The sequence below is a fragment of the Bartonella australis AUST/NH1 genome (assembly GCF_000341355.1).
GTDB lineage: Bacteria > Pseudomonadota > Alphaproteobacteria > Rhizobiales > Rhizobiaceae > Bartonella > Bartonella australis.
Map to the genome: position 1 here is coordinate 1,527,829 of NC_020300.1, position 22,048 is coordinate 1,549,876.

Annotated in this window: 14 protein-coding genes and 1 pseudogene; 8 read left to right on the forward strand and 7 right to left on the reverse strand. The window is 42.3% G+C overall.

Going from position 1 to position 22,048, the window contains the following annotated elements:
- Positions 1-10: 10 nt before the first annotated feature.
- On the reverse strand, positions 11-1,582 hold the full coding sequence (gene ffh / locus BANH1_RS06715) for a signal recognition particle protein (RefSeq protein WP_015398608.1): 1,572 nt from the start codon (positions 1,580-1,582) through the stop codon (positions 11-13).
- 230 nt (positions 1,583-1,812) lie between these two features.
- Positions 1,813-2,472: a carbonic anhydrase gene (locus BANH1_RS06720; protein ID WP_015398609.1), complete on the reverse strand. Its 660-nt coding sequence runs from the start codon at positions 2,470-2,472 to the stop codon at positions 1,813-1,815.
- Between the two features lie 255 nt (positions 2,473-2,727).
- Here BANH1_RS06720 and BANH1_RS06725 point away from each other — a divergent pair, with 255 nt between their 5' ends.
- Positions 2,728-7,437, forward strand: coding sequence for an NAD-glutamate dehydrogenase (locus tag BANH1_RS06725; protein ID WP_015398610.1), 4,710 nt, complete (start codon positions 2,728-2,730; stop codon positions 7,435-7,437).
- Positions 7,438-7,655: 218 nt separating this feature from the next.
- Here the strand turns inward: BANH1_RS06725 and BANH1_RS06730 are convergent, their stop codons facing one another.
- The 3 genes from BANH1_RS06730 to BANH1_RS06740 all read right to left on the reverse strand — a co-directional run bounded on the left by BANH1_RS06730 (position 7,656) and on the right by BANH1_RS06740 (position 11,252).
- Positions 7,656-8,411, reverse strand: coding sequence for a glutamine amidotransferase (locus tag BANH1_RS06730; protein WP_015398611.1), 756 nt, complete (start codon positions 8,409-8,411; stop codon positions 7,656-7,658).
- An 81-nt stretch (positions 8,412-8,492) separates the two neighbouring features.
- Positions 8,493-10,052, reverse strand: coding sequence for a heme biosynthesis protein HemY (locus BANH1_RS06735; RefSeq protein WP_015398612.1), 1,560 nt, complete (start codon positions 10,050-10,052; stop codon positions 8,493-8,495).
- A gap of 12 nt (positions 10,053-10,064) precedes the next feature.
- Positions 10,065-11,252 carry a COG4223 family protein gene (locus BANH1_RS06740; RefSeq protein WP_041583332.1) on the reverse strand — a complete coding sequence of 396 codons (1,188 nt, stop codon included), beginning with the start codon at positions 11,250-11,252 and terminating at the stop codon, positions 10,065-10,067.
- Positions 11,253-11,630: 378 nt separating this feature from the next.
- Here BANH1_RS06740 and tsaD point away from each other — a divergent pair, with 378 nt between their 5' ends.
- Both tsaD and BANH1_RS06750 read left to right on the forward strand, forming a co-directional pair.
- Positions 11,631-12,725 (forward strand): tRNA (adenosine(37)-N6)-threonylcarbamoyltransferase complex transferase subunit TsaD, encoded by a 1,095-nt coding sequence (gene tsaD / locus BANH1_RS06745; protein WP_015398614.1) that lies wholly within the window; start codon positions 11,631-11,633, stop codon positions 12,723-12,725.
- A 322-nt stretch (positions 12,726-13,047) separates the two neighbouring features.
- Complete coding sequence (locus BANH1_RS06750; RefSeq protein ID WP_015398615.1) at positions 13,048-13,482, forward strand: EVE domain-containing protein; 435 nt, start codon at positions 13,048-13,050, stop codon at positions 13,480-13,482.
- On the opposite strand, the gene BANH1_RS06755 is transcribed toward BANH1_RS06750, so the two are convergent.
- Together BANH1_RS06755 and BANH1_RS06760 are read right to left on the reverse strand one after the other, a co-directional pair.
- Positions 13,474-14,037, reverse strand: a complete 564-nt coding sequence (locus BANH1_RS06755) for a L,D-transpeptidase family protein (protein WP_015398616.1) — start codon at positions 14,035-14,037, stop codon at positions 13,474-13,476. The two genes, BANH1_RS06750 and BANH1_RS06755, sit on opposite strands and share 9 nt — an antisense overlap.
- 810 nt (positions 14,038-14,847) lie before the next feature.
- Positions 14,848-15,555: a TlpA disulfide reductase family protein gene (locus tag BANH1_RS06760; protein ID WP_015398617.1), complete on the reverse strand. Its 708-nt coding sequence runs from the start codon at positions 15,553-15,555 to the stop codon at positions 14,848-14,850.
- A gap of 36 nt (positions 15,556-15,591) precedes the next feature.
- Between BANH1_RS06760 and BANH1_RS07645 the strand changes: the two are divergent.
- The 5 genes and pseudogenes from BANH1_RS07645 to BANH1_RS06785 all read left to right on the forward strand — a co-directional run.
- Positions 15,592-16,382 (forward strand): annotated as a pseudogene (locus BANH1_RS07645) (lyase family protein); the annotation flags it as partial.
- Positions 16,383-16,462: 80 nt separating this feature from the next.
- Positions 16,463-16,642, forward strand: a complete 180-nt coding sequence (locus BANH1_RS06770) for a hypothetical protein (RefSeq protein WP_015398618.1) — start codon at positions 16,463-16,465, stop codon at positions 16,640-16,642.
- A gap of 8 nt (positions 16,643-16,650) precedes the next feature.
- Positions 16,651-17,922: a diaminopimelate decarboxylase gene (lysA, locus tag BANH1_RS06775; protein WP_015398619.1), complete on the forward strand. Its 1,272-nt coding sequence runs from the start codon at positions 16,651-16,653 to the stop codon at positions 17,920-17,922.
- A gap of 117 nt (positions 17,923-18,039) precedes the next feature.
- Positions 18,040-20,508, forward strand: coding sequence for a TIGR02302 family protein (locus tag BANH1_RS06780; protein ID WP_015398620.1), 2,469 nt, complete (start codon positions 18,040-18,042; stop codon positions 20,506-20,508).
- Between the two features lie 261 nt (positions 20,509-20,769).
- Complete coding sequence (locus tag BANH1_RS06785; RefSeq protein WP_015398621.1) at positions 20,770-21,540, forward strand: class I SAM-dependent methyltransferase; 771 nt, start codon at positions 20,770-20,772, stop codon at positions 21,538-21,540.
- Positions 21,541-22,048: the final 508 nt, after the last annotated feature.

Consider the following 22,048-nt stretch of genomic DNA (forward strand, 5'->3'; position numbering starts at 1 on the left):
ATTTTGCCTTTTATTTTTTCTTGGGAAGCTGAGGAGATTTTTTCCCGCTACCAGAAATGCCGCAGGGAAGGCCAGGAAGTGTGGCTTCACTCTTAGGAAAATTAGGCATCCCCCCCCTCATAATATCGTTTTTTGCTTGCTTCTGCAGCGTTAATAACTGGCTTGGATCGAGCTTCGATAAATCAGGTAATGCACCCAAATTACTTCCGGGCACGCCCATATTACCGAGCCCCATTTTGGAACCAAGCCCCCCAAACATTTTCCCCATCAGCCCCTTTTTGCCTTTTCCCCCCATAGCTTTCATCATGTCAGCCATCTGGCGGTACATCTTCAAAAGTTTATTAATATCAGCCGCACTTGTACCCGAACCTTTAGCAATCCTTTGCTTACGGCTATGTTTCAAAAGTTCAGGATTAGACCGCTCTGCAGGCGTCATGGATGAAATAATAGCTAACTGACGTTCAAAAAGACGGTCATCAAAACCCGCGGTCATAATTTGATCTTTCACCTTCCCCAGACCAGGTAACATCCCCATGATACTACCCATACCGCCGAGCTTTTTCATTTTTTGTAATTGCTCTGCAAGATCATTCAAATCAAACCGTCCAGCTTGCATCTTCTTCGCAAAAGCCGCTGCTTTTTCCTGGTCAATCGTTTCAGCGGCTTTTTCAACCAAAGAAACGATATCACCCATGCCGAGAATACGATCAGCAATACGATGCGGATGAAATTCTTCAAGAGCGCTTATTTTTTCACCAACTCCAATCGCCTTAATAGGCTTACCCGTAACGGCACGCATCGAAAGAGCTGCACCACCGCGGCCATCACTATCCATGCGTGTTAAAATAATACCTGTTATGCCTACACGCTCGTCGAAAGAACGCGCAAGATGAATAGCGTCCTGACCAGTGAGACTGTCGGCAACCAACATAATTTCGTGAGGAAGCGAAGACGCCTTAATCTCAGCCAATTCAAGCATTAGAGCTTCGTCAATATGATTACGCCCCGCCGTATCAAGCAGCACCACGTCATAACCGCCTAATTTAGCTGCTTGCACTGCACGCGCAGCGATATCGACGGCGGATTGACCGGAAATAATAGGTAAGCTAGCGAGTTGTGCCTGTTCTCCTAGTTGCCGAAGTTGCTCCTGCGCGGCGGGGCGGCGTGTGTCTAAGGAAGCCATCAAAACTTTTTTATTTTGTTTATCGGTTAAACGCTTCGCGAGCTTTGCGGTTGTCGTCGTTTTTCCTGAGCCTTGCAGACCAATCAGCATAATAACGACAGGCGTAGGAGCGTTTAAATCAGTTACAACACTTTCGCCCCCCAGCATATCAACAAGTTCATCATGAACAATCTTAACAACCATTTGGCCAGGTTTAATGGACTTAATAATCGCAGATCCAACCGCTTTTTCACGGACTCTATCGACAAAAGCACGGACGACATCAAGCGCAACGTCGGCTTCCAATAAGGCACGACGAATCTCACGCAGTGCTTCCGCTACATCCTGATCTGACAAAGTACCACGCCCCGTCAAATGAGACAGAATGGAACCAAGCCGTTCTTGCAGTGATTCAAACATCATTGACCTCATTACCACATAACAAATAAACCAAAACGCCACCCGAGAACGCAACGCGCCGTCGGATGTTGACCTCCGGGATCTTTTTACACCTCACATAGGGTCCCAGTCGGTGGCTCAAAATTAATTCCTGCCTTGAATATCTCCTTCTTCAAACAACAAAACCCCTCCTTTGTCAAGGTTTATCGTACAGTACTTTAATTTCTAGGAAGAATCTAAGGGCAAAAATTTTATAACTGAGTAAAAAATCTATTCCCGACACGCGCAAAATTGCCCGTTTCTTGTTCCATGCTCCACAATTCGCCGTTTAGGATATCAAACCAAGCTCCGTGCACCGTCAAGAGGCCCTGGTCTATACGCGCCTTTAACCATGGGAATGTTTCTAAATTTTTTAAAGAATAACGAATAGAAATGTGCTCCAGCGCCGTCTGTTTTTCCTCTACAGTCATCAATTTATCACTGAAAACAGCTTCCCCTTCCGGCGCCAAAAGGCTCATCCATTGGCCAATGAAGTCATCTGATGACAAAGATTTGAACGCTCCGTCAAAAACAGCGCTGACCCCCCCGCAATGCGCGTGGCCTAAAATAACAATATGTTTGACTTTAAGCAATTGAACAGCGAACTCAATGGCCGCTGATGTTGCGTGATATTGATTATCGGGCAAAAAAGGTGGCACTAAATTTGCCACATTGCGCAACACAAAAATTTCACCCGGCTTAGCGTCAAAAATTGCTTCTGGTATAGTGCGTGAATCACAGCAAGCAATCACAAAAATCTCAGGTTTCTGCCCTTCATCAACCAATTGCCGATAATGCGCCGCCTTGTATGAAAAATGATTTTTTACGAAAGACTCATAACCACTTAAAAGTTTTCCTGGCAAACGTGTCATAAACTTACCTTCACTCCGTCCTTCAAAAAACGCTATTAGGCCGCAAAAGCGCTAAAATAAAATATCCTTTCATCTATGCAAGATATTTTCTCTAAGACATTAAAATTACCGCTATAAACTGGGGAAATAATTTTCTTAACCAATAAAAATAAACAACTATCTCCTTCGAAAAGAAGATGCTACATTGAAAATGATATAATGTCCTGCTCTTGTGGAGGAGGAAAATCGCCGAAAACAAGTAACAGGGAGGTTATTGTGTCAAGACAAAGGTCATTAGATGCAGAAAATAGCGAAGATAAAATAGAGCAAATCCTTTTCACTCATACCGACGAAGAAGATATAGCCTGTTACGAAAAAGAAGAGCTTCAAAAAGCCGCGGCTTTCGCTGCTAAAGCCCTAAACCTCCATGAGACGGGAAAAAGCACTTTATGCTTTGAACGAGAAAACATCACTCGCAAAGGCGAGCCTATAACAGTCATCACACTTGTTAATGATAATAAGCCTTTCCTTCTCGATTCTATTTTGAATGTGTTCAACCAGAATGGACACCAAATTTACTTGATTGCACATCCTGTTATTGATTATGCCTCCGGACAACGTATCAGCTTGATGCAAATTCATATCGAACTCTTAAACAAAGAACAAGCCCAGGAACTCGGAGAGAAACTTACCTTAGTACTCGAGCAGGTCAACGCCGCTGTGCGGGACTGGAAACCTATGCTTGAAGAAATTAACAAGCATATCCACGCTTACCAAACGAATCTCCCGCTGAGCTACAAAAAAGAAGGTGAAAAAACCATTGAATTCCTCAAATGGCTTATAGATGATAATTTCATCTTCCTTGGAATGCGTACCTACGACTTTATAAAAGGCCAAGAACCTATAAAATCTTTCAAAGCCGGTAGCATCGAACTCGGCATCCTCACAGACGCTTCTATTCGCATCATCGGTGACGCCCGCGTAGAAGAACCGCCTCGAGAAATTCTCTCCTTTATGGAAAGCAATAATCTGCTTATCGTGACAAAAGCAAATAGCCGCTCGAAAATTCACCGCCCTGTTTGGTTGGATTATATTGGTCTTAAAATCTTTGATGGAAAAGGTCATTTACGCGGGGAATTGCGTGTTGTGGGTTTATTTACCTCCTCAACTTACACACACTCTATTTTACAAATCCCCTTTTTAAAAGAAAAAGCCGAAGCCATCATTCAACGCCTCGGATATAATCGCGCCGATTATTCCGGAAAAACACTTATGGATGTTCTGGAAACTTATCCAAGAGATGAAATGTTTCGCTCTGATGTTGATACACTAACAAAGAATGCCGAACTGATTATGCAATTAGACGAACGCCCGCGCTTGCGGGTTCTCGCTCACACAGATCCTTTCGGACGCTTTGTTTCCGTATTCGTATACGTGCCACGTGACCAATATAACAGTAATATTCGCGAAAAAATTGGCGAATATTTCATGGACATATATGAAGGTGATTTTTTCGAATACTATCTTCTTTTCTTAGAAAGCACCCTGACCCGCGTTCATTACGTTATCCACCGCAAAGGAGGTGATAGCGTCCCTATTATTAAACGCACGATACTTGAACAAAATATTCGTTCTATAACGAGAAGCTGGGAAGACAGCATTCAAGCTGTAGCTCTTATTACACCCCGAGTAACGGACCAACAAACGCTTCTAGCCTGCCAATTCCCCAATAGCTACCGCGACTTATTTTCAGCTGAAAGCGCTATTAAAGACGCGGGTCATATTTTAAATCTTAATGATAAACGCCCTCTTTGTGTCACTTTTTATGACACTCACAATAAAGAAAAACAAACAATTTCTCTCAGGCTCTTCCACCGCCGTGAAGCACTCGCTCTTTCTAAACGCGTACCACTCCTTGAAAATATGGGCTTCCGTGTCATAGCCGAGCAAACACTTGAATTGCCAGATGGACACGGAAGATATGTATATCTCCATGATATGCAGCTGGAAAGTGCTTTTAAACTCTCCGTCGATCTCGACAAAAACGGCTTAAAACACGCCGAAACATTTGAAGCTATTTGGGCACAAAATGCTGACAATGACGCCTTTAACACCTTAACACAAACCGCTCAACTCGATTGGCGTGAGATTATTATTTTACGTCATTATGGGCGCTATCTCCAACAAACTGGAATTCCTTATTCACAAAAACGCGTCGCTCAAAGCCTTAACTCTTACCCCGATATTACCCAAGATCTCTACGCTTTATTTCACTTAAAATTTCATCAAAGCCACACAGAAAAAGAGCGGGAAAGTGGTGAGAAAATCATTCAGCAGCGCATCGAAGAAAAACTGCAGAATGTTCCAGGTCTGGATGATGATCTCATTCTACGCCGCTACCGTAATCTCATTTCAGCGAGCTTACGAACTAACGCTTTTACCCCCCTTCCAGATGGCAGCCCACGGCGTATTTTAGCAACTAAGCTGGATCCTCGCCAAATCGAAGGTCTTCCTGAACCGCGTCCTTACCGGGAAATTTTTGTTTATGGGCCGGAAGTTGAAGGCGTGCATCTGCGTTTTGGCCCCGTCGCCCGTGGTGGCATTCGCTGGTCTGATCGTGCATTGGACTACCGCACCGAAGTATTAGATTTAGTCAAAGCTCAACAGGTTAAAAATGCAGTTATCGTCCCTGTCGGTGCAAAAGGCGGATTTTACCCACATCGCCTCCCCCAGACAAATGACCGCGCTGTTGTAACAGAAGCCGCACGACAAGCTTACATTGAGTACATCACAGCGCTTCTTTCTATTACGGACAACCTGATTGATGGCAAAGTAAGCGCACCCCATAATGTAATCCGTTATGATGGCGATGATCCTTATTTTGTCGTCGCGGCAGACAAGGGTACCGCGACTTTTTCTGATACTGCAAATGCTATTAGTCAAGCGCAGAATTTTTGGCTTGATGATGCTTTTGCTTCTGGGGGATCGGCAGGCTACGACCACAAAGCCATCGGGATCACAGCGAAAGGTGCGTGGGAAGCTGTCAAAAGACATTTTCGAGAATTATTCGATCACGATATTCAAGAAACTCCCTTTACCTGTGTTGGCGTTGGTGATATGTCAGGTGATGTTTTTGGTAATGGGATGCTCCTTTCTAAAAAAACGAAACTTATTGCTGCCTTCGATCACCGCGATATTTTCATCGACCCAGAACCAGATATAACTGAAAGCTACGCAGAGCGTATGCGCCTTTTTCAACTTCCCCGCTCTAGCTGGCAGGATTATGACAAAATGAAATTGTCAAAAGGCGGTGGTATCTTTTCACGAACAACCAAAACCATTACTCTTTCGCCCGAAGCTGCACGAGCTATTGGCTTCGAAAAACAAACGGGCACACCTTTTGAAATTGTGTCCGCTATTCTTAAAGCACCTGTTGATCTTTTGTGGTTTGGTGGAATTGGTACCTACGTGCGTGCAACGACGGAAACTGACGATCAAGTAGGCGACCGAGCCAATGATGCACTTCGCGTTACCGGTAAACAAGTACGTGCTAAAGTTGTCGGGGAGGGAGCTAATCTTGGCCTCACACAACGCGGCCGAATCGAATATATTTTAAATGGCGGACGCTGTAATACTGATGCTATTGATAATTCTGCTGGAGTCAATTGTTCTGATCTTGAGGTTAATATCAAAATTGTCCTGGCATCGGCACTCCGAGCGAAAACGTTAACTCGTGAGGCCAGAAACGAATTACTGAAAAAAATGACCCCACAGGTTGAACAATTAGTTCTGCGCAACAATTACCTGCAAACGCTTTCTCTTTCCTTGGCTGAAAGTCGCAGCGTTGTTGATTTGCCTTATCAGATGCGCTTTATGCGCGATTTGGAACAAAAGAAATTGCTGGACCGTAAGGTTGAAATTTTGCCTGATGAGCAAATTTTGCACCAAAGAATCGCCCAGGGCCAAGGTCTTACACGGCCCGAACTGGCTGTTATTTTAGCTTATGCTAAATTGACTTTACAAGAAGAGATTGCCCATAATCCCGTCGTCGATGATCGTTATTTTGACTCAGTCTTATTAAGCTATTTCCCAACCCAAATTCAGGAAAATTTTGAAAAAGAAGTCATTAACCACCAATTACGTCGCAATATTATTGCCACTCTCATTGCCAATGATATTGCAAATCGTGGCGGACCTACTTTTGTTAATCGCCTACAAAATGCGACAGGGCAAAAAATTGAAAATCTCATTCGCGTTTTTATTGCTGTCCGTGATGGTTTTGAAATTTCTCAGATTTCTGATCAAATTGATAATCTTGATAATAAAATACCTGGCCTTGTCCAAAATAAATTCTACGCTGCAATTACTTCAATGCTCTTTGAAACGACAAATTGGGGCCTTCGTAATATGGATTTATCGGATCCATTAAAAGAGATTGTAAAAACAATCAAAGAGGCTCGTATTGTTATTGAGAAACAGCTTACACACCCGAGTAGTGAAGATATTCGACAAAAAATTGAGGAAAAAACTGTATATTATAGCGCAGAAGGAGCACCAAAAGCTCTAGCAAAACAATTAGCTCTTCTAGAAGTAGCTCCGATGATTTGTGACATTTCTCTGGTTGCAAAACAAAGTGGCAGCGATCTCATTAAAACGACGAAAATTTATTCTTCGTTCGCCCAAATGATTCGCATAAATCGCATAAATGAGGCAAGTCAAACAATCCCTGTTCTCGATTATTACGACGATATGGCTCTAAGTCGAGCCAGAGAAGATATTGCTGAAAGCTTAAGGCGAATTGTTATAAAAATTTTGAAAAATTATGGTGAGAAAAGTGACCCTCTCGCCGCTTGGAGTAAAATAGGAAAAGATCAAATTCACAATGTGACGAACCGAATTGGCGCGCTCATCGAGAAAGATCTTAATATCTCCCGTTTCACCTTTGCAGCTGGTATGATCGCTCAATTAAAAGATGTCGCCTTCTAAGCTTAAAATAGAGGAACTCTGTTCTACCTTACGACCTGCCGGGGCAAAATGATTTTGCCCCACTTGTTGTGTGCCGCGGAGCCCTAAATAAACCACGATGCGCCGTTAACTTGCGTGAAGGGAAATACTGCATGTCGCGGCGAGGGTAAATTCTGTTTTTTCGTCGTATATCCCTTTATGATTTTAAGAAATTCCTTACGCAAAAGGCACTGCATGTCCTAACCTTCATACGATAAAGCAGGGGAAACACCAAAAATCCGTCGTAATATCTTTTCAAACCATTTGTGCAAAGCCCAATCATAAATTAAACAACCTTCCAAATGTGCCAAAGCGGGCTGAGCGCCTTTTTTAGTCAAATCTTGGGCCGAATCCATCAGCAAACGCCGTATCATAGCTCGCGTAAATTCAGCGTGAAATTGCCAACCCCACGCGTTATTTCCATAACGGAAAGCTTGCACGGGATATGCCTGACTTCTTGCTAAAAGAACTGCCCCTTTAGGCAAATCGTGAATACCTTCGCTGTGAAAATGATAAACCATCTCTGGCCAATCTATGAGCGCTCTGCCCTGCGGAGTCGTCTCCAATGGATACCAACCAACTTCAACAACTCCATCGCTTCTTGCACCAACACGTCCACCTAAATTACGGGCCAGCATTTGTGCTCCAAGACAAACACCCAGAAAAGGCTTATTATCTTTCAAAGATAAAGAAATCCAGTCAATCTCTTTACGAATATAGGCGTCCTCATCATTCACACTCATCGGACCGCCTAAAATAACGACGCCAGCATAATTTTCCAATGTATCAGGGAGTTTTTGTCCCAACATAGGACTGTATGTATCAAGAACAAAACCACTTTGTTGCAGTAATCGCCTCAGCCAACCAGTGCGCGCGGGCTCACGGTGGAGAACTACTGCAATTCTCGATTTACTGTTTCTTTCCTCTTTACCAAAACCCTTTTCTGCTGGAAACATTTTTCAACCAATCATTTTTGTAACCGAGATAAATTTGATTTTTTAAAATATAAGGGCACAAGCTTTTATGAGCGTCACCCGCTATAGTTTCCTTTTTTTAATAATTGAAATTTTTTTTAAAAGGGAAGGACTTTTTACAGCTACCTTAATTCCTGGATCATCCACGTTCAAACGTGTCTGACTGGGCACTTCTTCACCTTCGTTCTTTACCTGAACTTCGTGCAAAAGCTCATCTCCTACAGGGGATAATTCCTGAAGCGGCTTATCTTCAATAAAAGCTATTTTGGCAGTAATATCTTCTTTGTTTTCTTCTTTCAGCATAATACCATCAGCTTCTAATGTCTTTGGGGGCCGACAAGGTGGTATTTTCCACTCAAAACAGCCTAATCGCCCGCTTATCGGAGAAACAAGAGACCAAGAAGAAAAAAGGACACCATCACAAATCCACGCTGGGTCACGCTCTGCACGCAATGCCGAAGAAAGATATTGACGGACTAATCCCTGGTCATTTCCTTGCGCTTCTTCGATATCTGCCAGCAATAAATAAACGCTTTCACGCGGATGATAATCGAGAGCCTTTTGCGCACATTTTTTTGCTAATTCCACTTCGCCCGCATCGAGGGCAGCTTTAGCAACAAGAAAAGCCGATTCGAATGTATCCTTATTATAGGAAGCGAGTGTTTTAGCTTTTTTTAGGCGCCCAACTGCCCCTTCTTCTCTCTTAAGATAAACCGCTCCTAAATCAGGGTGAGGATTTTTTTGCCAAGCTCCGGTAATCATTTTATCAGCTTTACGGGTTTCATTTAACGTGTAAAGAATGTCCGCAGCGATCACCGTTATAGGTACAAAATCGGGCACAAATTTATGCGCTTTTAAAATAGCCGTGCGCGCTTTTACAGGATAATTCTTCAGCAAATGAAGTGCTAGCCCACTAAGCAACAGAGCATGTGTATGATTACGCTCTGTCGTAAAACGCGCAGAGCGTGGTAGAGCGTTTTGCGCCCGATTAAAAATATCAAGTGCTTTGTCCCACTGCTCCTCAGCACTAAGCCTATCAAGCACAATCTGATTGGCCCATAAAAGCGCTGGAGACAAAGTCAGCGCTTCTTCTGCATATTGCTGTGCTGCTTCATAAGCTTTCGCGTTTACAGCTTCGCGAAATAAACCGTAAAGCCCAGCAAGCCTCGTTGGTGCTTCTTTTTTGAGCTCCTCATAAAAACGAATAGCACGGATAGAATCCGTTTGTAACAATAAAGTTTGAGCTTGTAAAAGCTTCACCAACGGCTCTTGATTTCCTTCGAGATATTTCAAGGTGCACTCTTCCATTTTTCGCGCAGTCACATAATCACCCGCAAAAACTGCAATAAGCCCCTGCGAAAGAGCTTCATGACCACGTTTTTCGTGACGCACACGAAAATAGTTCGATAAAACTCTAGGAACAGAAACAATAACACCCAAAAGCCACCATAGAAATACGAGCACCGCGAGAAGAAAAACAAACGCAATCAGCGCCGTCAACAATGAAACAGTAAGCCGAAGATGTGGAAATGTTATGACTAAAATACCATTGTGATTGGCGACCCACCCAAAAACAATTCCCAACACACACACGATAAAGATATAAACAAAAATGCGTATCATCCTTAACCCTATTTACATCTTAGTTGCTTCGAGTGATTTTTGTTGTATAGAAACCAATAATTCTCTAAGGACGTCATGAACAGCAAGATATGTTTCAATCTGACGAATAAAGTCTGCCGAAACAACTTTGGCGTTTTCGGGGAGATCCCGCCATTCAGCGAGAGCCTTCTCATAATCGCCAGCTTGAATGGCTGCTTCCATTCGCGCAGCGATTGCACCCGGCGTCACACCTTCTACATTTCCTACAGGTCGGGAAATGACAAGACTTTTCGTCCGTACCCAAATTTGTTCAAAAAAACCAGCACCTGGTACAGTAGTGTTTTGCGTACCGGCGATCGCATCTGCGACATGGGCAAAATCAGCTGAAAGTTTAGCAGAACTTGGAAGACCTGTGCGCGCTGTTTTTTGCAATAAATCAAGCCCAGCAGCGGAAGGTAAAAAATGCCGCACCATTTCTAATTCATTGACATAAGATCCACCGCGATCCACAGCATTTTTTAGAGCACTAACTGCGACAAATATAGCGGTATTTACCCCGTTTTTCTCACTATTTTTAGTGATAATCTCTTCCTGCATATTATCTAATTGCTGCTTTAGCACGGCAAGATCATTTTTATTGCTTTGCCCCATGAGTAAAGCTGCATTAACATTTTGCGGTGTTTTAGCCCACGCTTGCGCATGCTCTTCAAGGGCATTCACCTTTTCTTCTAAAGCCGCGAGAGCCTTTTTGTTTTCTTCTTGGGGTACTTCATCTCCCCGAAAATTTTCAAAATGCTGCGACGAAAAAGAAGAAAAAGCTGTTTTCAAAGCGCCGAGTTCTTGAACAACATGGTCTAATTGTTCTTCCGCCTTTTCTGCTTGGCTTTTTGCAGTTTCGGCAATCTGAACAATTTTCTCTCCTTCAACAGAATAACCCGCTGAGAAAAAAGGAAAGAAACCCATCCACTGAATTCCTACCCAGAAGCTTAAAGTGATGAAACCGCCAACAATCCCTGAAATTAATAAACAAATCCAATTTACGCAAAGTGTACCTTTACTGTCTGCCCTTGGCTCGCTTTGTTTCCCCATTGTCGCCGGTTTTTCTGAATTCGACGCTTTTTGCTGTGAATTATGTTCCGCAACTTCATGCTCAATCACAGGCGCTTCGCGACTTCCTCCCTTATAATACGGTTTTTTTTTCGGTTTTGAAGAATCTGTCATCATTATCACTTATTTTTCATTCCTTATCCGTAATAAAATAACAAAATGGAAAAAGCTTTAAAAGTCAAAAACCGCGCAATTCTTCTGTCTTTATGCAAAAAAAGCGTCTGCGGGGGCGGGGTTTCGTTGTGCAATCAGTCATATATAAAGGCTCACTGCCAATTCTTGTTAAAGAGGCGCTTCTATTTCCATTTTTGCATTTTTAAGAACAAAACGAATATATAAACAATTATTAATACACCATCTTATTGACCGCAAGTAAAATCAGTTTGCTCTCCTGTAAACCAATAAACACCAATTTCGGGAGAAGTTCTTTGCATCCTCATTCATTCGTGATACCTACCATTAAAAATTTTTCGATGTAAGGTTCAACCTGAAATGCGCCTGTTGGGAATTGAAACAAGCTGCGACGAAACTGCTTCTGCTATCATTGAACGCGACAATGAAGGGAAGAGTCGTATCCTTTCCAATATTGTTTGGAGTCAAATTGATGATCACGCACTCTATGGTGGCGTCGTTCCTGAAATTGCCGCTCGTGCTCATGTTGAAATTCTCGACAGCTTAATTCTCAAAGCGCTTGAAGAAGCTAACATAGAAATCAAAGAGATTGATGCCATCGCCGTCACTAGCGGCCCCGGTCTGATAGGAGGGCTTTTAGTTGGGCTCATGACCGCAAAAGCTCTAGCCCTCGCCATCCGCAAACCATTGATTGCCGTCAATCATCTAGAAGGACACGCCTTGACAGCTGTCCTGACCCATAATGTTAATTTCCCCTATTTATTGTTGCTCGTTTCAGGTGGCCATACACAAATAATTCTTGTCCGTGGAATAGGCGATTATCAACGTTTAGGGACAACCATTGATGATGCATTAGGAGAAGCTTTTGATAAAACTGCAAAACTTTTAGGCCTCCCTTATCCTGGCGGTCCAGCGCTCGAAAAAGCAGCTCTATCAGGCAATAAAAATCGCGTTCCCCTCCCACGACCTTTAAAAGGCGAAAAACAGATGAATTTTTCTTTTTCCGGCTTAAAAACTGCCGTTCGACAAGCAGCGACGGCTATGGCTCCGCTCACAGAAAGTGATATAGCTGACATTGCCGCAAGCTTTCAAGCTGCAGTCACCGATATATTGCAAGAGCGCGTTGACTTAGCTTTGCAACAATTTACACGATACTACCCCCGCTCCTGTTATCAGTCATCTTCCCTTCCTGCTTTAGTTATTGCCGGTGGAGTAGCCGCTAATCAAGCTATTCGTTCTACTTTGCAAAAACTTGCTCATAAGCACGGCTTTGAATTTATTGCCCCCCATCCTTCTTTATGCACCGACAATGCAGCAATGATTGCTTTCGCCGGCGCAGAACGAATAGCGCGGGGTGAAACAAGCCCTTTTGATATTGCCCCTCGCTCACGCTGGCCACTCGATGAAACAGCCACTCCTTTAATCGGTACGGGGCGCCGTGGAACAAAAGTATAAAGGAAGTAAAATTGCCCTTACGCAGTATATTTGGCTGAACCCGGAATAATAATTGAATTTTCAGTACTTAACGATTTTAATTTTAATATTTTCTCCCGCACAACCGTGCCAATGTTCTTCATAAACCCTCCGTGTCAGAGGACATTTACCCGAAACGTACAACTAGCAGAAGGTGTAACGAATCCCTTTATCATAACGCAATTATTTTATAAAAAAGAAAGAAAGCATTCATGATCAACACTGCTCCATGCTCTTTAACACTCTATCGCCTCTCAAACGAAGCCCCAAAATGCGTCAAAATTTACATAAAGGAGGAGTCTTGATGGCTTATTGGCTTTTCAAATCCGAACCTCATAAATGGTCATGGAGTATGCAAAAACAGAAAGGCACCTGCGGCGAAGAATGGGATGGTGTGCGCAACTATCAAGCCCGCAACAATATGCGTGCTATGAAATATGGCGATAAAGGTTTTTTTTATCACTCAAATCAAGGATTGGAAATAGTAGGTATTGTAGAAATATGCGCTGAAGCGCATCCTGATTCCACGGCGTCTGACCCACGATGGGAATGTGTCGATATCCGCGCTGTCTGTGATATGCCATATCCTGTTTCATTAAAGCAGATTAAAGCTAATCCAAAATTGCAAAATATGGCATTGGTTAAAGCCGGACGCTTATCGGTACAGCCGGTTAGAGAAGATGAATGGAGAGAAGTTTGTTCTATGGGCGGACTTAGGCCAGAAGAAGCTTTAGCCTAAGACAACAATTTTCGTACGCCGGCTAATATGCGGCAAAAGACGCGCCATATCGCGGCGAGTAAGCGCTATGCATCCTTCTGTTGGCGCGTAATTATTACGTGATAAATGCATAAAAATTGCGCTCCCTCTCGCCATTTTCCGTTCTGTGCTATTCCAATCCAGGATGAGACCAATCGCATACAGGCCATCTTTACGCTGCATCTTTTCAGCACTTTTACGGTAAGGGAGACGCACTAGACGATTATAATTAGCGTCGCCACTAGCATCACACCAGCCATCCTGTTCTCGAATGCGACGAAATGGCAAAACTGAGCGCGGAAAGGAATGATAAAAATTACTACGAAATCCCCCTAAACAACGCATGCGAGCGAGGGGTGTAGCACCATCTCCCTCACGTTTAAAAGCAGAAATACCGGCTCGCCCTAAAGCACAAAAAAAACGATGCTGGCCAACACAAAGCACACCCCGCGCGCGCGTACTCGCCAGCCGGCGAACAATTACAGAGTCAATAAGTGTTCGTTTTTTACAGGATTTCTTTTTTAATGCTACCTGCATGAAATCTCATTTTTGTGAAACTGCTCTTGGTCGATCATAGCACAAATACATCTCACGGGGAAAAAATGAACAACTATACTCTCTTAATCGCCAAAAAAGACGCTGATATGCGCCCTATTTTAATATAAAGACTCCAAATTCACGAGGAATTTTTAAATTCTTCAAGCAAAAACGGCCGAAATAGGGATCCAAATAGCCCAAAAAGAAGATTTTGACTTCATTCTTTTTGATATTGGACTCCCCCCAATTCTGATAACTGCGAAGCGGCCAGAGAATTACGGAACCAGGGTCTCATGCTGCTATTATCGTGATTACTGATGACAATACAGACTATGGCACATTTTTAGATTTAGAAACGGGCGCCAATGACTATGTAACACCCCGGGCTCTAAGGTATTATTAGCGCACCCGCCCACGCCTAATTACGCCAATATGAACGAAATGCAATAAGTAATTATTGATGGCGTAAAAAGACTATATAAAGGACTAATTGAAAGGTAGGCATTCCTGAAAAATCGACTGTACGAATTGATTGACCGTACATTATACGTGCGAGATCGATCCTGTTATCGCATATTATACTTTAGTACAGTGCAAATCGCGCAGCCTAGGAAAGCCTTTTTTGAAAGGGGTGCATTTGTGGCACAAACTCAACCAGATGATTTTTAGGTATATGTAATCTTCAAAAGATTCACAAGGACGAAGCAACTCAACAGTGGGTGGGCCTTAGTCTTTTATCGTAAAGACCAACCCCACCTTTCAAAGTACCAAATTCGGCTATATTAAGGTCCAAAAAGGGTGATTTTGAAGTTACCACGTCGTTTCAGTAATTGCTTTTATAAGTGCTTTAGCATCATCATTAGCCCATGGTGCCGCGCCATTGAATGAAGCAATAAGGCGGCCATTTTCATCAACGAGAAGCGTTACGGGTAGTCCTAAAGCAAGTCCTTGTTTTCTAATATCTTGCAAAATATTCATTGTTTCATCACGGTAATAAACCAGATTATCAGCGTGAACTTCGTGCAAAAATTGCTGAATTTTTTCAGGAGAAGCAGTTTTATCAATATTGATGGCTATTACGTCAAAATTTTCACCACTCATATCACGTTTTAATTGCCCTAATTCGGGCATTTCTGCGCGGCATGGGACACACCAAATGGCCCATAGATTGATGAGCATCGGTTTTCCCGTAAATTCTATAAGTTTATGGTCATTTTCCTGAATATCTTTAAAAGAAAGCTGGCTCATATCATAAGGGATATCAGCGAACCGGAGATGAGTAAAAAAGCCCTTCGCTGCTTTTTTTACAGTTATCATTTTTTCCGCTCGTACCTTATTTGTGTTTTTTTCTTGTTCTTTTGCAGTCAAAATAAAGTTTGGAAGGAGAGATGTTTTACCGTCACTGCGGTTTATGATTGCGTATATGCTTGAAACGATTATAAATAATGCGAGAAAAACGAGAAAAAATTGCACTTTTTTATTTTTGTTTTTTCGGTAGATGAAAATTTGAGAAGCCATAATTCTTGTCCTTTTAACGGGTGCTTTTGAGATACGACAGATGCAAAATTAAAAAACCAAACGCGCGGCAGCCAGTTTCCGGAGAAGCCTGGTGCAATTATGGAAGAAATTAATACTTCAACTGATTTTGATAAAAAACTTTGTTGTCAAGATATTGAAAATTCCTTTTCTCATGCTTTAATTTTAGCGAAAACGAAGACTATTTCGCAACATGATTATGAAAAAATTATTCGTGATTTAAAGGCTATTCGCCAGGAAATTGAAAAAGTATATTATTTTTTCACGAAATCTCGAAGATATCCATATGAATATTGAAGCACGATTAAGAAGATTGACCGGTCCTATAGCAGGACGTTCACACACAATACGCCCCCGCAACGACCAAATTGCGGTTGATTGTCTTTTGTGTATGTATGAAAAGGCGCAGAAAATAATGCAAGCTTTAAAAGGACTGACGGAGCAATTTCCTTATTCGAGCAGAACAGAATGTCGATATCGTTATACTAGGATTTAACACATACGCATTATGTCACTGAACGCATGAATAATTGCCTTTAGGATCGGATATTTTGGTGGAGATGGGCTTTCCGACTTATCTTTATATGACAGCATAAGCGCCCACTTTTTGTGACCCTGCACATAATTCAATTGACAGTATTCCGGACCGTGATTTTGCATTAGAGTTTTTAAATGCTGACGCTCTTTGTGCAGTGCGTTTTTCGATATTAGCAGATTTTAATGTTTTAACGATTAAAAAATCAGTTGAGAGCCACAAAAATTTTGGTAATACCGCGTCTTCAGAAATTCTTCACCAAATTTCTTATTAGATAAAACATCTTGCAACTACCTGAGTAATTTCATTTTATTAAAAATAAAGATTGGGTATTGATATGAGAGGAAAAGGCTTATGAAAGCCATTTTAAAGAACTTAATGATTCTCTTTTTGGGAAGTATTTTCATCGTTGGATGTGGGCGTAAAGGGACCTTAGAATCGCTTCCTTCAACGGCAGCGGAGCCTCTACAAGGAGCGCTTATTTCCAAAAGTAAAGCAGATAAATCTTTTGTTCTTGATCAGTTGATACAATAGGAATTTTTATGCATTTTTTTTCTTATCATCAGGGCATTCTTCATGCTGAAAATTTTTCACTCTCCACACTTGCACAGAATGTAGAAACGCCTTTTTATTGTTATTCAGCTAGCGCGTTGATTGCGCGTTTAAAAGACTATCAGGATGCATTTCGAGAAATGCCGAATTTGATTGCTTATGCAGTTAAGGCTAATTCTAATCAGGCGGTTTTACGGCTTTTAGCAGCAAATGGGGCAGGAGCCGACGTCGTGTCAGAGGGTGAGTTACGGCGCGCACTTGCTGTAGGTATTCCTGCTCATCGTATTGTTTACTCTGGCGTGGGTAAAATGGTGAAAGAGATAGATTTTGCTCTTGCACATGATATTTTTTGTTTTAACGTTGAATCAGAGCCGGAACTTGAACAATTGTCGGCGCGTGCCGTCGCTCTCTCAAAAACAGCACGTATTTCATTGCGCATTAATCCAGATATAGATGCAAAGACCCATAAAAAAATTACAACGGGAAAATCTGAAAATAAATTTGGTATTCCGCTGTCCTCGGCGTGGAGTGTGTACGAAAAAGCGGCCCAATTGCCTGGTCTTCGTGTGTGCGGCGTCGATATGCACATTGGCAGCCAAATTTGTGATTTAAGACCGTTCGAAGATGCATTTTCCATTGCAGCGAACTTTGTACACCAGCTGCGCAGTGGCGGTCATAATATAACCCACGTCGATATTGGAGGTGGCCTTGGTATTTCTTACGGCAACGAGCAACATTCTATCCCGTCTCCTTTTGATTATGCGGCATTGGTAAAAAAATATATCGCACCTCTAGGAGTTGATATTATTATAGAACCGGGGCGTAGTATCGCCGGTGAAGCTGGTGCTTTGATTACGTCTGTAGTGTATGTAAAAAAGGGAGAAGGACGAAATTTTGTTATTGTTGATGCAGCGATGAATGATTTCCTTCGTCCGACACTTTATGATGCATGGCAAGATGTGATTCCGGTAAAGCAAATTTCGATGGTTCCACTGATGAATGCAGATATTGTTGGCCCAGTTTGTGAAACGGGTGATTATTTAGGATTGAATCGTTCTTTACCCATGCTGGCGGCAGGTGATCTTTTGGCAATTATGGGAGCTGGGGCTTATGGCGCAGTGATGGCGAGCACTTATAATAGTAGGCCTCTAGTCCCAGAAATTTTGGTTAAAAACGCACATTATTCGGTTATCCGTCCGCGCCTTGATTATGCACAATTGATAGGACTTGACCATATTCCAAATTGGATGGATGATTTTTAACTGCCTTTGGTTTTATTTTTACTTGGTCTTGGCGAAGCAATTTATTTTCTGGAAATTGTTGTGTAGGGGGCTTATGATTTTGGCCCACTACCTTAAATAAAGGGCGAATATTTACACATGAGAAACGAAAATACCAAAAGTTTTGCGATAAGAAAGCTTTTGTGTTTACGTATTTCGGTCTGGTTTATTTTATTTTTCAAGCGGATATGGCCGCGATTGTTGCCGTTTTTTATAGTCCTAAGTCTTCTGTGTTCGCTCAGTTGGTTTGGCATTTTTGGCATTTTGAGTTATTGGCCACATCTATCCCTTTTATGCCTCTTGCTCGTTGCTGCTGTAGGGAGTCTTTTCCCACTCTTCAGTTTTCGCTTTCCTACAGCTAAAGATGTTGATTACTATATTGAACAGGAAAACGGGCTCGAAAACCAGCCTTTGAGTGTTCAAGCGGATCAATTATGTTTTGAAGATGATGGAAATTTTAGTGCAGTTATTTGGCGTGAGCATCAACGCCGCATGGCAGAAAAATTGCATCATTTACAAATTGGGTCGGCCTATCCCAATAGCGCAGCCTACGACCCTGCAGCCCTTAGAACTTTATTTGTTTTGCTTTGCGTCTGCGCTTTTAGTTTTTCTTATGGTGCATCGGGAGGCCGTTTAGCAGATGCATTTGATTTCCGTCCTATAATAGATGAAGCATCCATACGAATTGATGCTTGGGTTGTACCACCTGCTTATACGGGAGTCGCACCCATTTATTTAACTCGAGGTGAGGCAACGCAATTGTCAGTTCCTGAAAAAAGTAGCGTGATTGTGCGTATTGTTAATGGTGCGGGTGTAGAGGTCAAAGCGATTTCTGAAGAAGATGGACATGAGATTTTTCTTTCTAAGAAAAAGGAAAAAATGACTTTAGACGATCCCATCATTCATTTTGAAACAAATTTAGAACATTCAATAAATTTATCTGTGTCCTCGCGTTATAAGCAACGGCAATGGCGGTTGCATGCGATTAAAGATCAGCCGCCAACAATTCGTTGGCTGGAAAAACCGGGTCGAGTTTTAGCCGGATCACTAGAGTTGCAATATGAAATGGACGATGATTATGAAGTGACGAAAGCTTTCGCTAAAATAGAGTCCCTTTTTGATCAGGATAAAAACGCTTCTCCTCTTTATGGAGCACCTGAGGTAAAACTTCTTTTAGCACGCGACGGAAAAGGTAAAATGCGGACAGTACGAGATTTGTCAAGTCATCCATGGGCTGGTTCGGAGGTAAAAATCACTTTAGTAGCAGAAGATGGTGCGGGCCAGCAGGGAAATAGTAGTAGTTTTCTGATGACATTGCCACAGCGTATTTTCATTAATCCGGTTGCTCGTGCAGTTAGTGAACAACGTCGTTTGTTAGCTCTTAACGCGTCTGCGCGTGAATCTGTGCTGGACATGCTTTCCGCTTTGCTCGTGCGTCCTGAAGATGGCATCAAAAATATGACACATTTCCTTATATTACAGAGTGCATGGACGAGACTGTCTATGTCAGAAACAGAGGAGCAATTGCGCGATGTAGCCCAGTATTTGTGGAAAATTGCTCTAGCTATCGAGGGTGATCAATTTGGATCAGTTCAACAAAGATTAAAACAAGCGCAAGCAGCCCTGCGCGATGCACTCCGTTATGGTGCTTCAACTGCGGAAATTGAGCGACTTGTAGCAGATTTGCGCCAGGCTATGGGTGATTATATTAGCGCGTTGGCTGAAAAAGCGCCAGGCATCGACAATGCCAGCAATACCAATATTTCTCCTAGTGATTCTGACCTTTCTTCCAATGATACCACCCTTTCTAACGATGCATTACAAGAAAAACTCAATTCAATTGAAGAAATGGCTAAGATGGGTTCTTCTTCTGCAGCTGAGCAGCTTTTGGCTGAAATTGAACAGACCCTCGACCATTTGCGTGTTCGCAAAGGTGATCAAGAAAAGAGGAAGGATGATAGCCAAACAGTATGGATGAAAGAAAAAATTGATCAGCTTGGTGATTTGATGCGCCGTCAGCAGGAAATTCTCAATGATACACATCGCTTAGAAATAGAACGGCGACATGAAGAAATTACACCGGAAAAGCAGCAAAAGCAAAGTGAAACCCTGAAAAAACGTCAAACCGAGTTGCAGTCCGAATTATCGGCATTAGAAAAAGAATTATCAGCGCAAAATATCGAGCAAAGCAACGCACTGAAGAATGCAGAAGAAGAAATGAAGTCTGCAGGAGCCGATTTTGATAGTGGGAACCACGAAATGTCAATACAACACCAATCTGGTGCTTTAGAAGCTTTACGGCAGGGCGCGCAAGATGTTTTAAATAAAATGCGTGAGACACTTAAAAAAGCGAGAAACAATCAAAATACCGCTTTTGGTCCTCGAGACCCATTAGGGCGTTCCCTTTCTTCAGAAATTGATAAAGCCAAAGAAAACACGATTGCGCCACAGGAAAATGAAAGAACGCGCGCGCGGCAAATTTTAGAAGAAATCCGCAAACGTCTTGGTAATGATCGTATTTCGGAAGAAGAAAAAACCTATCTTGAAGAGTTACTTCATTTTAATTGATTACTCGGCTTTTCCCCTCATCAATATTGAAAAAACTAAATTGAAAATTTTCACGTGGGTGACAAACTAAAGGTTAAAGGACATGGTAAAGAGTTAGTTGCGAAAAAGTTACAAAATAATTTATTTTGCGGCTTTATTTTTAAGTGAAAAAACTGAGACGCTGAGATTTTTTACCTTGCGGAGAAAAAAGAGAGGTACATATACAACCGAGTATATGAAAATCTTCGGCGTTTAAAATTTATTTCTACATGGTATGCTAAATTGGATATAGTCACACTCAGAGATTTTTACGCTTCTGCACTTGGTAAGCGTGTGCAGACGACGCTTTCTGATCAATTAAATTTATGCTGGCCGGACCTCGCCGACAAGCGGGTTGTAGGTTTTGGTTACGCGCTTCCTTATCTTTCGGTGTTACGCGCACGTGCTCAAGGATGTTTTGCTTTCATGCCCGCGGGTCAAGGTGCTCTGCCTTGGCCTTGCGCTGATAGAGTTGCTACAGCGCTCGTTTTTGAAGAAGATTTACCCCTTCCTGATGCTTCGATTGATTGTATTTTATTGGTGCATGCACTCGAATATTCGGAAAACTCACATGAAACACTGAACGAAATATGGCGTATTCTGACTCCTAATGGTCGTCTGATCGTTATCGTGCCCAATCGCAGTGGTTTTTGGGCACGCAATGACCGCACACCCTTCGGCTATGGTGAGCCTTACAGTAGGCAACAGGTCGTTCGTTTATTTGAAGAAACGAATTTTATTTCTGGCCCGGTACGAGAAATCGTGCATTATATGCCTTCCTTGGGTCATACTTCACGATTATTCTCTTTTTTTTATGGGCCGTTTGCGCGTCGTCTTTTCCCTTATTTTGGTGGACTTTTAATATGCCAAGCGCAAAAACGTGTTTACCAGGGATTGTTTGTGCGACGTCGCCAGTCGAGGCGCGTTTTTATTCCGGCACTCTCACCGCAAATTCGTGAAGGGTGTATTTCATCTCGGTCTGACATTATATCCAAGAGAAAGAAAGATCGATAATATTAAAGATATTTTGGAAGAGTTACTGCAGGTAAAGCTTAAGGCAGTAAGGTCGGGGCTCGTAACGAAGATTCTTACGCGTGGTTTTTTTTCAATTTTTTGCTGCAAGCGATAAATATAAGTTTCTGGTGTATGGACAACCATATTTTTATTGTAGCCCAGAATTTGGAGCTAACGACGCTTCACATCTTACGACCTGAGTGCCAGTGTGATAGAGAATATTCGGGAATTTCAGCTTCCTTCCCTGTAAGGTGGATTATATTGCCGCATTGACCAGTACAGAATTTTGCCTGGACTTAAAAATGTAGGGCCCACTATCGAGAATTGTGTCTTCATTTTGTTCATGTTGACGCAATTGGACGCAGGTGCGCGCCAATAATGCCGCAAAGCGGAAGGGTTCCGTCATAAATTCTTAATTCAAAAATAGAAACGGTTAGGCATAAAATACTATTTTATCATTATTATTAAGAAACCCCCACAGTTTCACTAACCTTTTACTTAATTGATG

Bases quoted from the DNA above. Each gene is read 5' to 3' on its own strand.
- BANH1_RS06735 (WP_015398612.1), bottom strand. From the start codon at position 10,052: ATGATACGCATTTTTGTTTATATCTTTATCGTGTGTGTGTTGGGAATT.
- ffh (WP_015398608.1), bottom strand. From the start codon at position 1,582: ATGTTTGAATCACTGCAAGAACGGCTTGGTTCCATTCTGTCTCATTTG.
- BANH1_RS06770 (WP_015398618.1), top strand. From the start codon at position 16,463: ATGAAAGCCATTTTAAAGAACTTAATGATTCTCTTTTTGGGAAGTATT.
- lysA (WP_015398619.1), top strand. From the start codon at position 16,651: ATGCATTTTTTTTCTTATCATCAGGGCATTCTTCATGCTGAAAATTTT.
- BANH1_RS06720 (WP_015398609.1), bottom strand. From the start codon at position 2,472: ATGACACGTTTGCCAGGAAAACTTTTAAGTGGTTATGAGTCTTTCGTA.
- BANH1_RS06760 (WP_015398617.1), bottom strand. From the start codon at position 15,555: ATGGCTTCTCAAATTTTCATCTACCGAAAAAACAAAAATAAAAAAGTG.
- BANH1_RS06750 (WP_015398615.1), top strand. From the start codon at position 13,048: ATGGCTTATTGGCTTTTCAAATCCGAACCTCATAAATGGTCATGGAGT.
- BANH1_RS06730 (WP_015398611.1), bottom strand. From the start codon at position 8,411: ATGTTTCCAGCAGAAAAGGGTTTTGGTAAAGAGGAAAGAAACAGTAAA.
- BANH1_RS06780 (WP_015398620.1), top strand. From the start codon at position 18,040: ATGAGAAACGAAAATACCAAAAGTTTTGCGATAAGAAAGCTTTTGTGT.
- tsaD (WP_015398614.1), top strand. From the start codon at position 11,631: ATGCGCCTGTTGGGAATTGAAACAAGCTGCGACGAAACTGCTTCTGCT.
- BANH1_RS06755 (WP_015398616.1), bottom strand. From the start codon at position 14,037: ATGCAGGTAGCATTAAAAAAGAAATCCTGTAAAAAACGAACACTTATT.
- BANH1_RS06740 (WP_041583332.1), bottom strand. From the start codon at position 11,252: ATGACAGATTCTTCAAAACCGAAAAAAAAACCGTATTATAAGGGAGGA.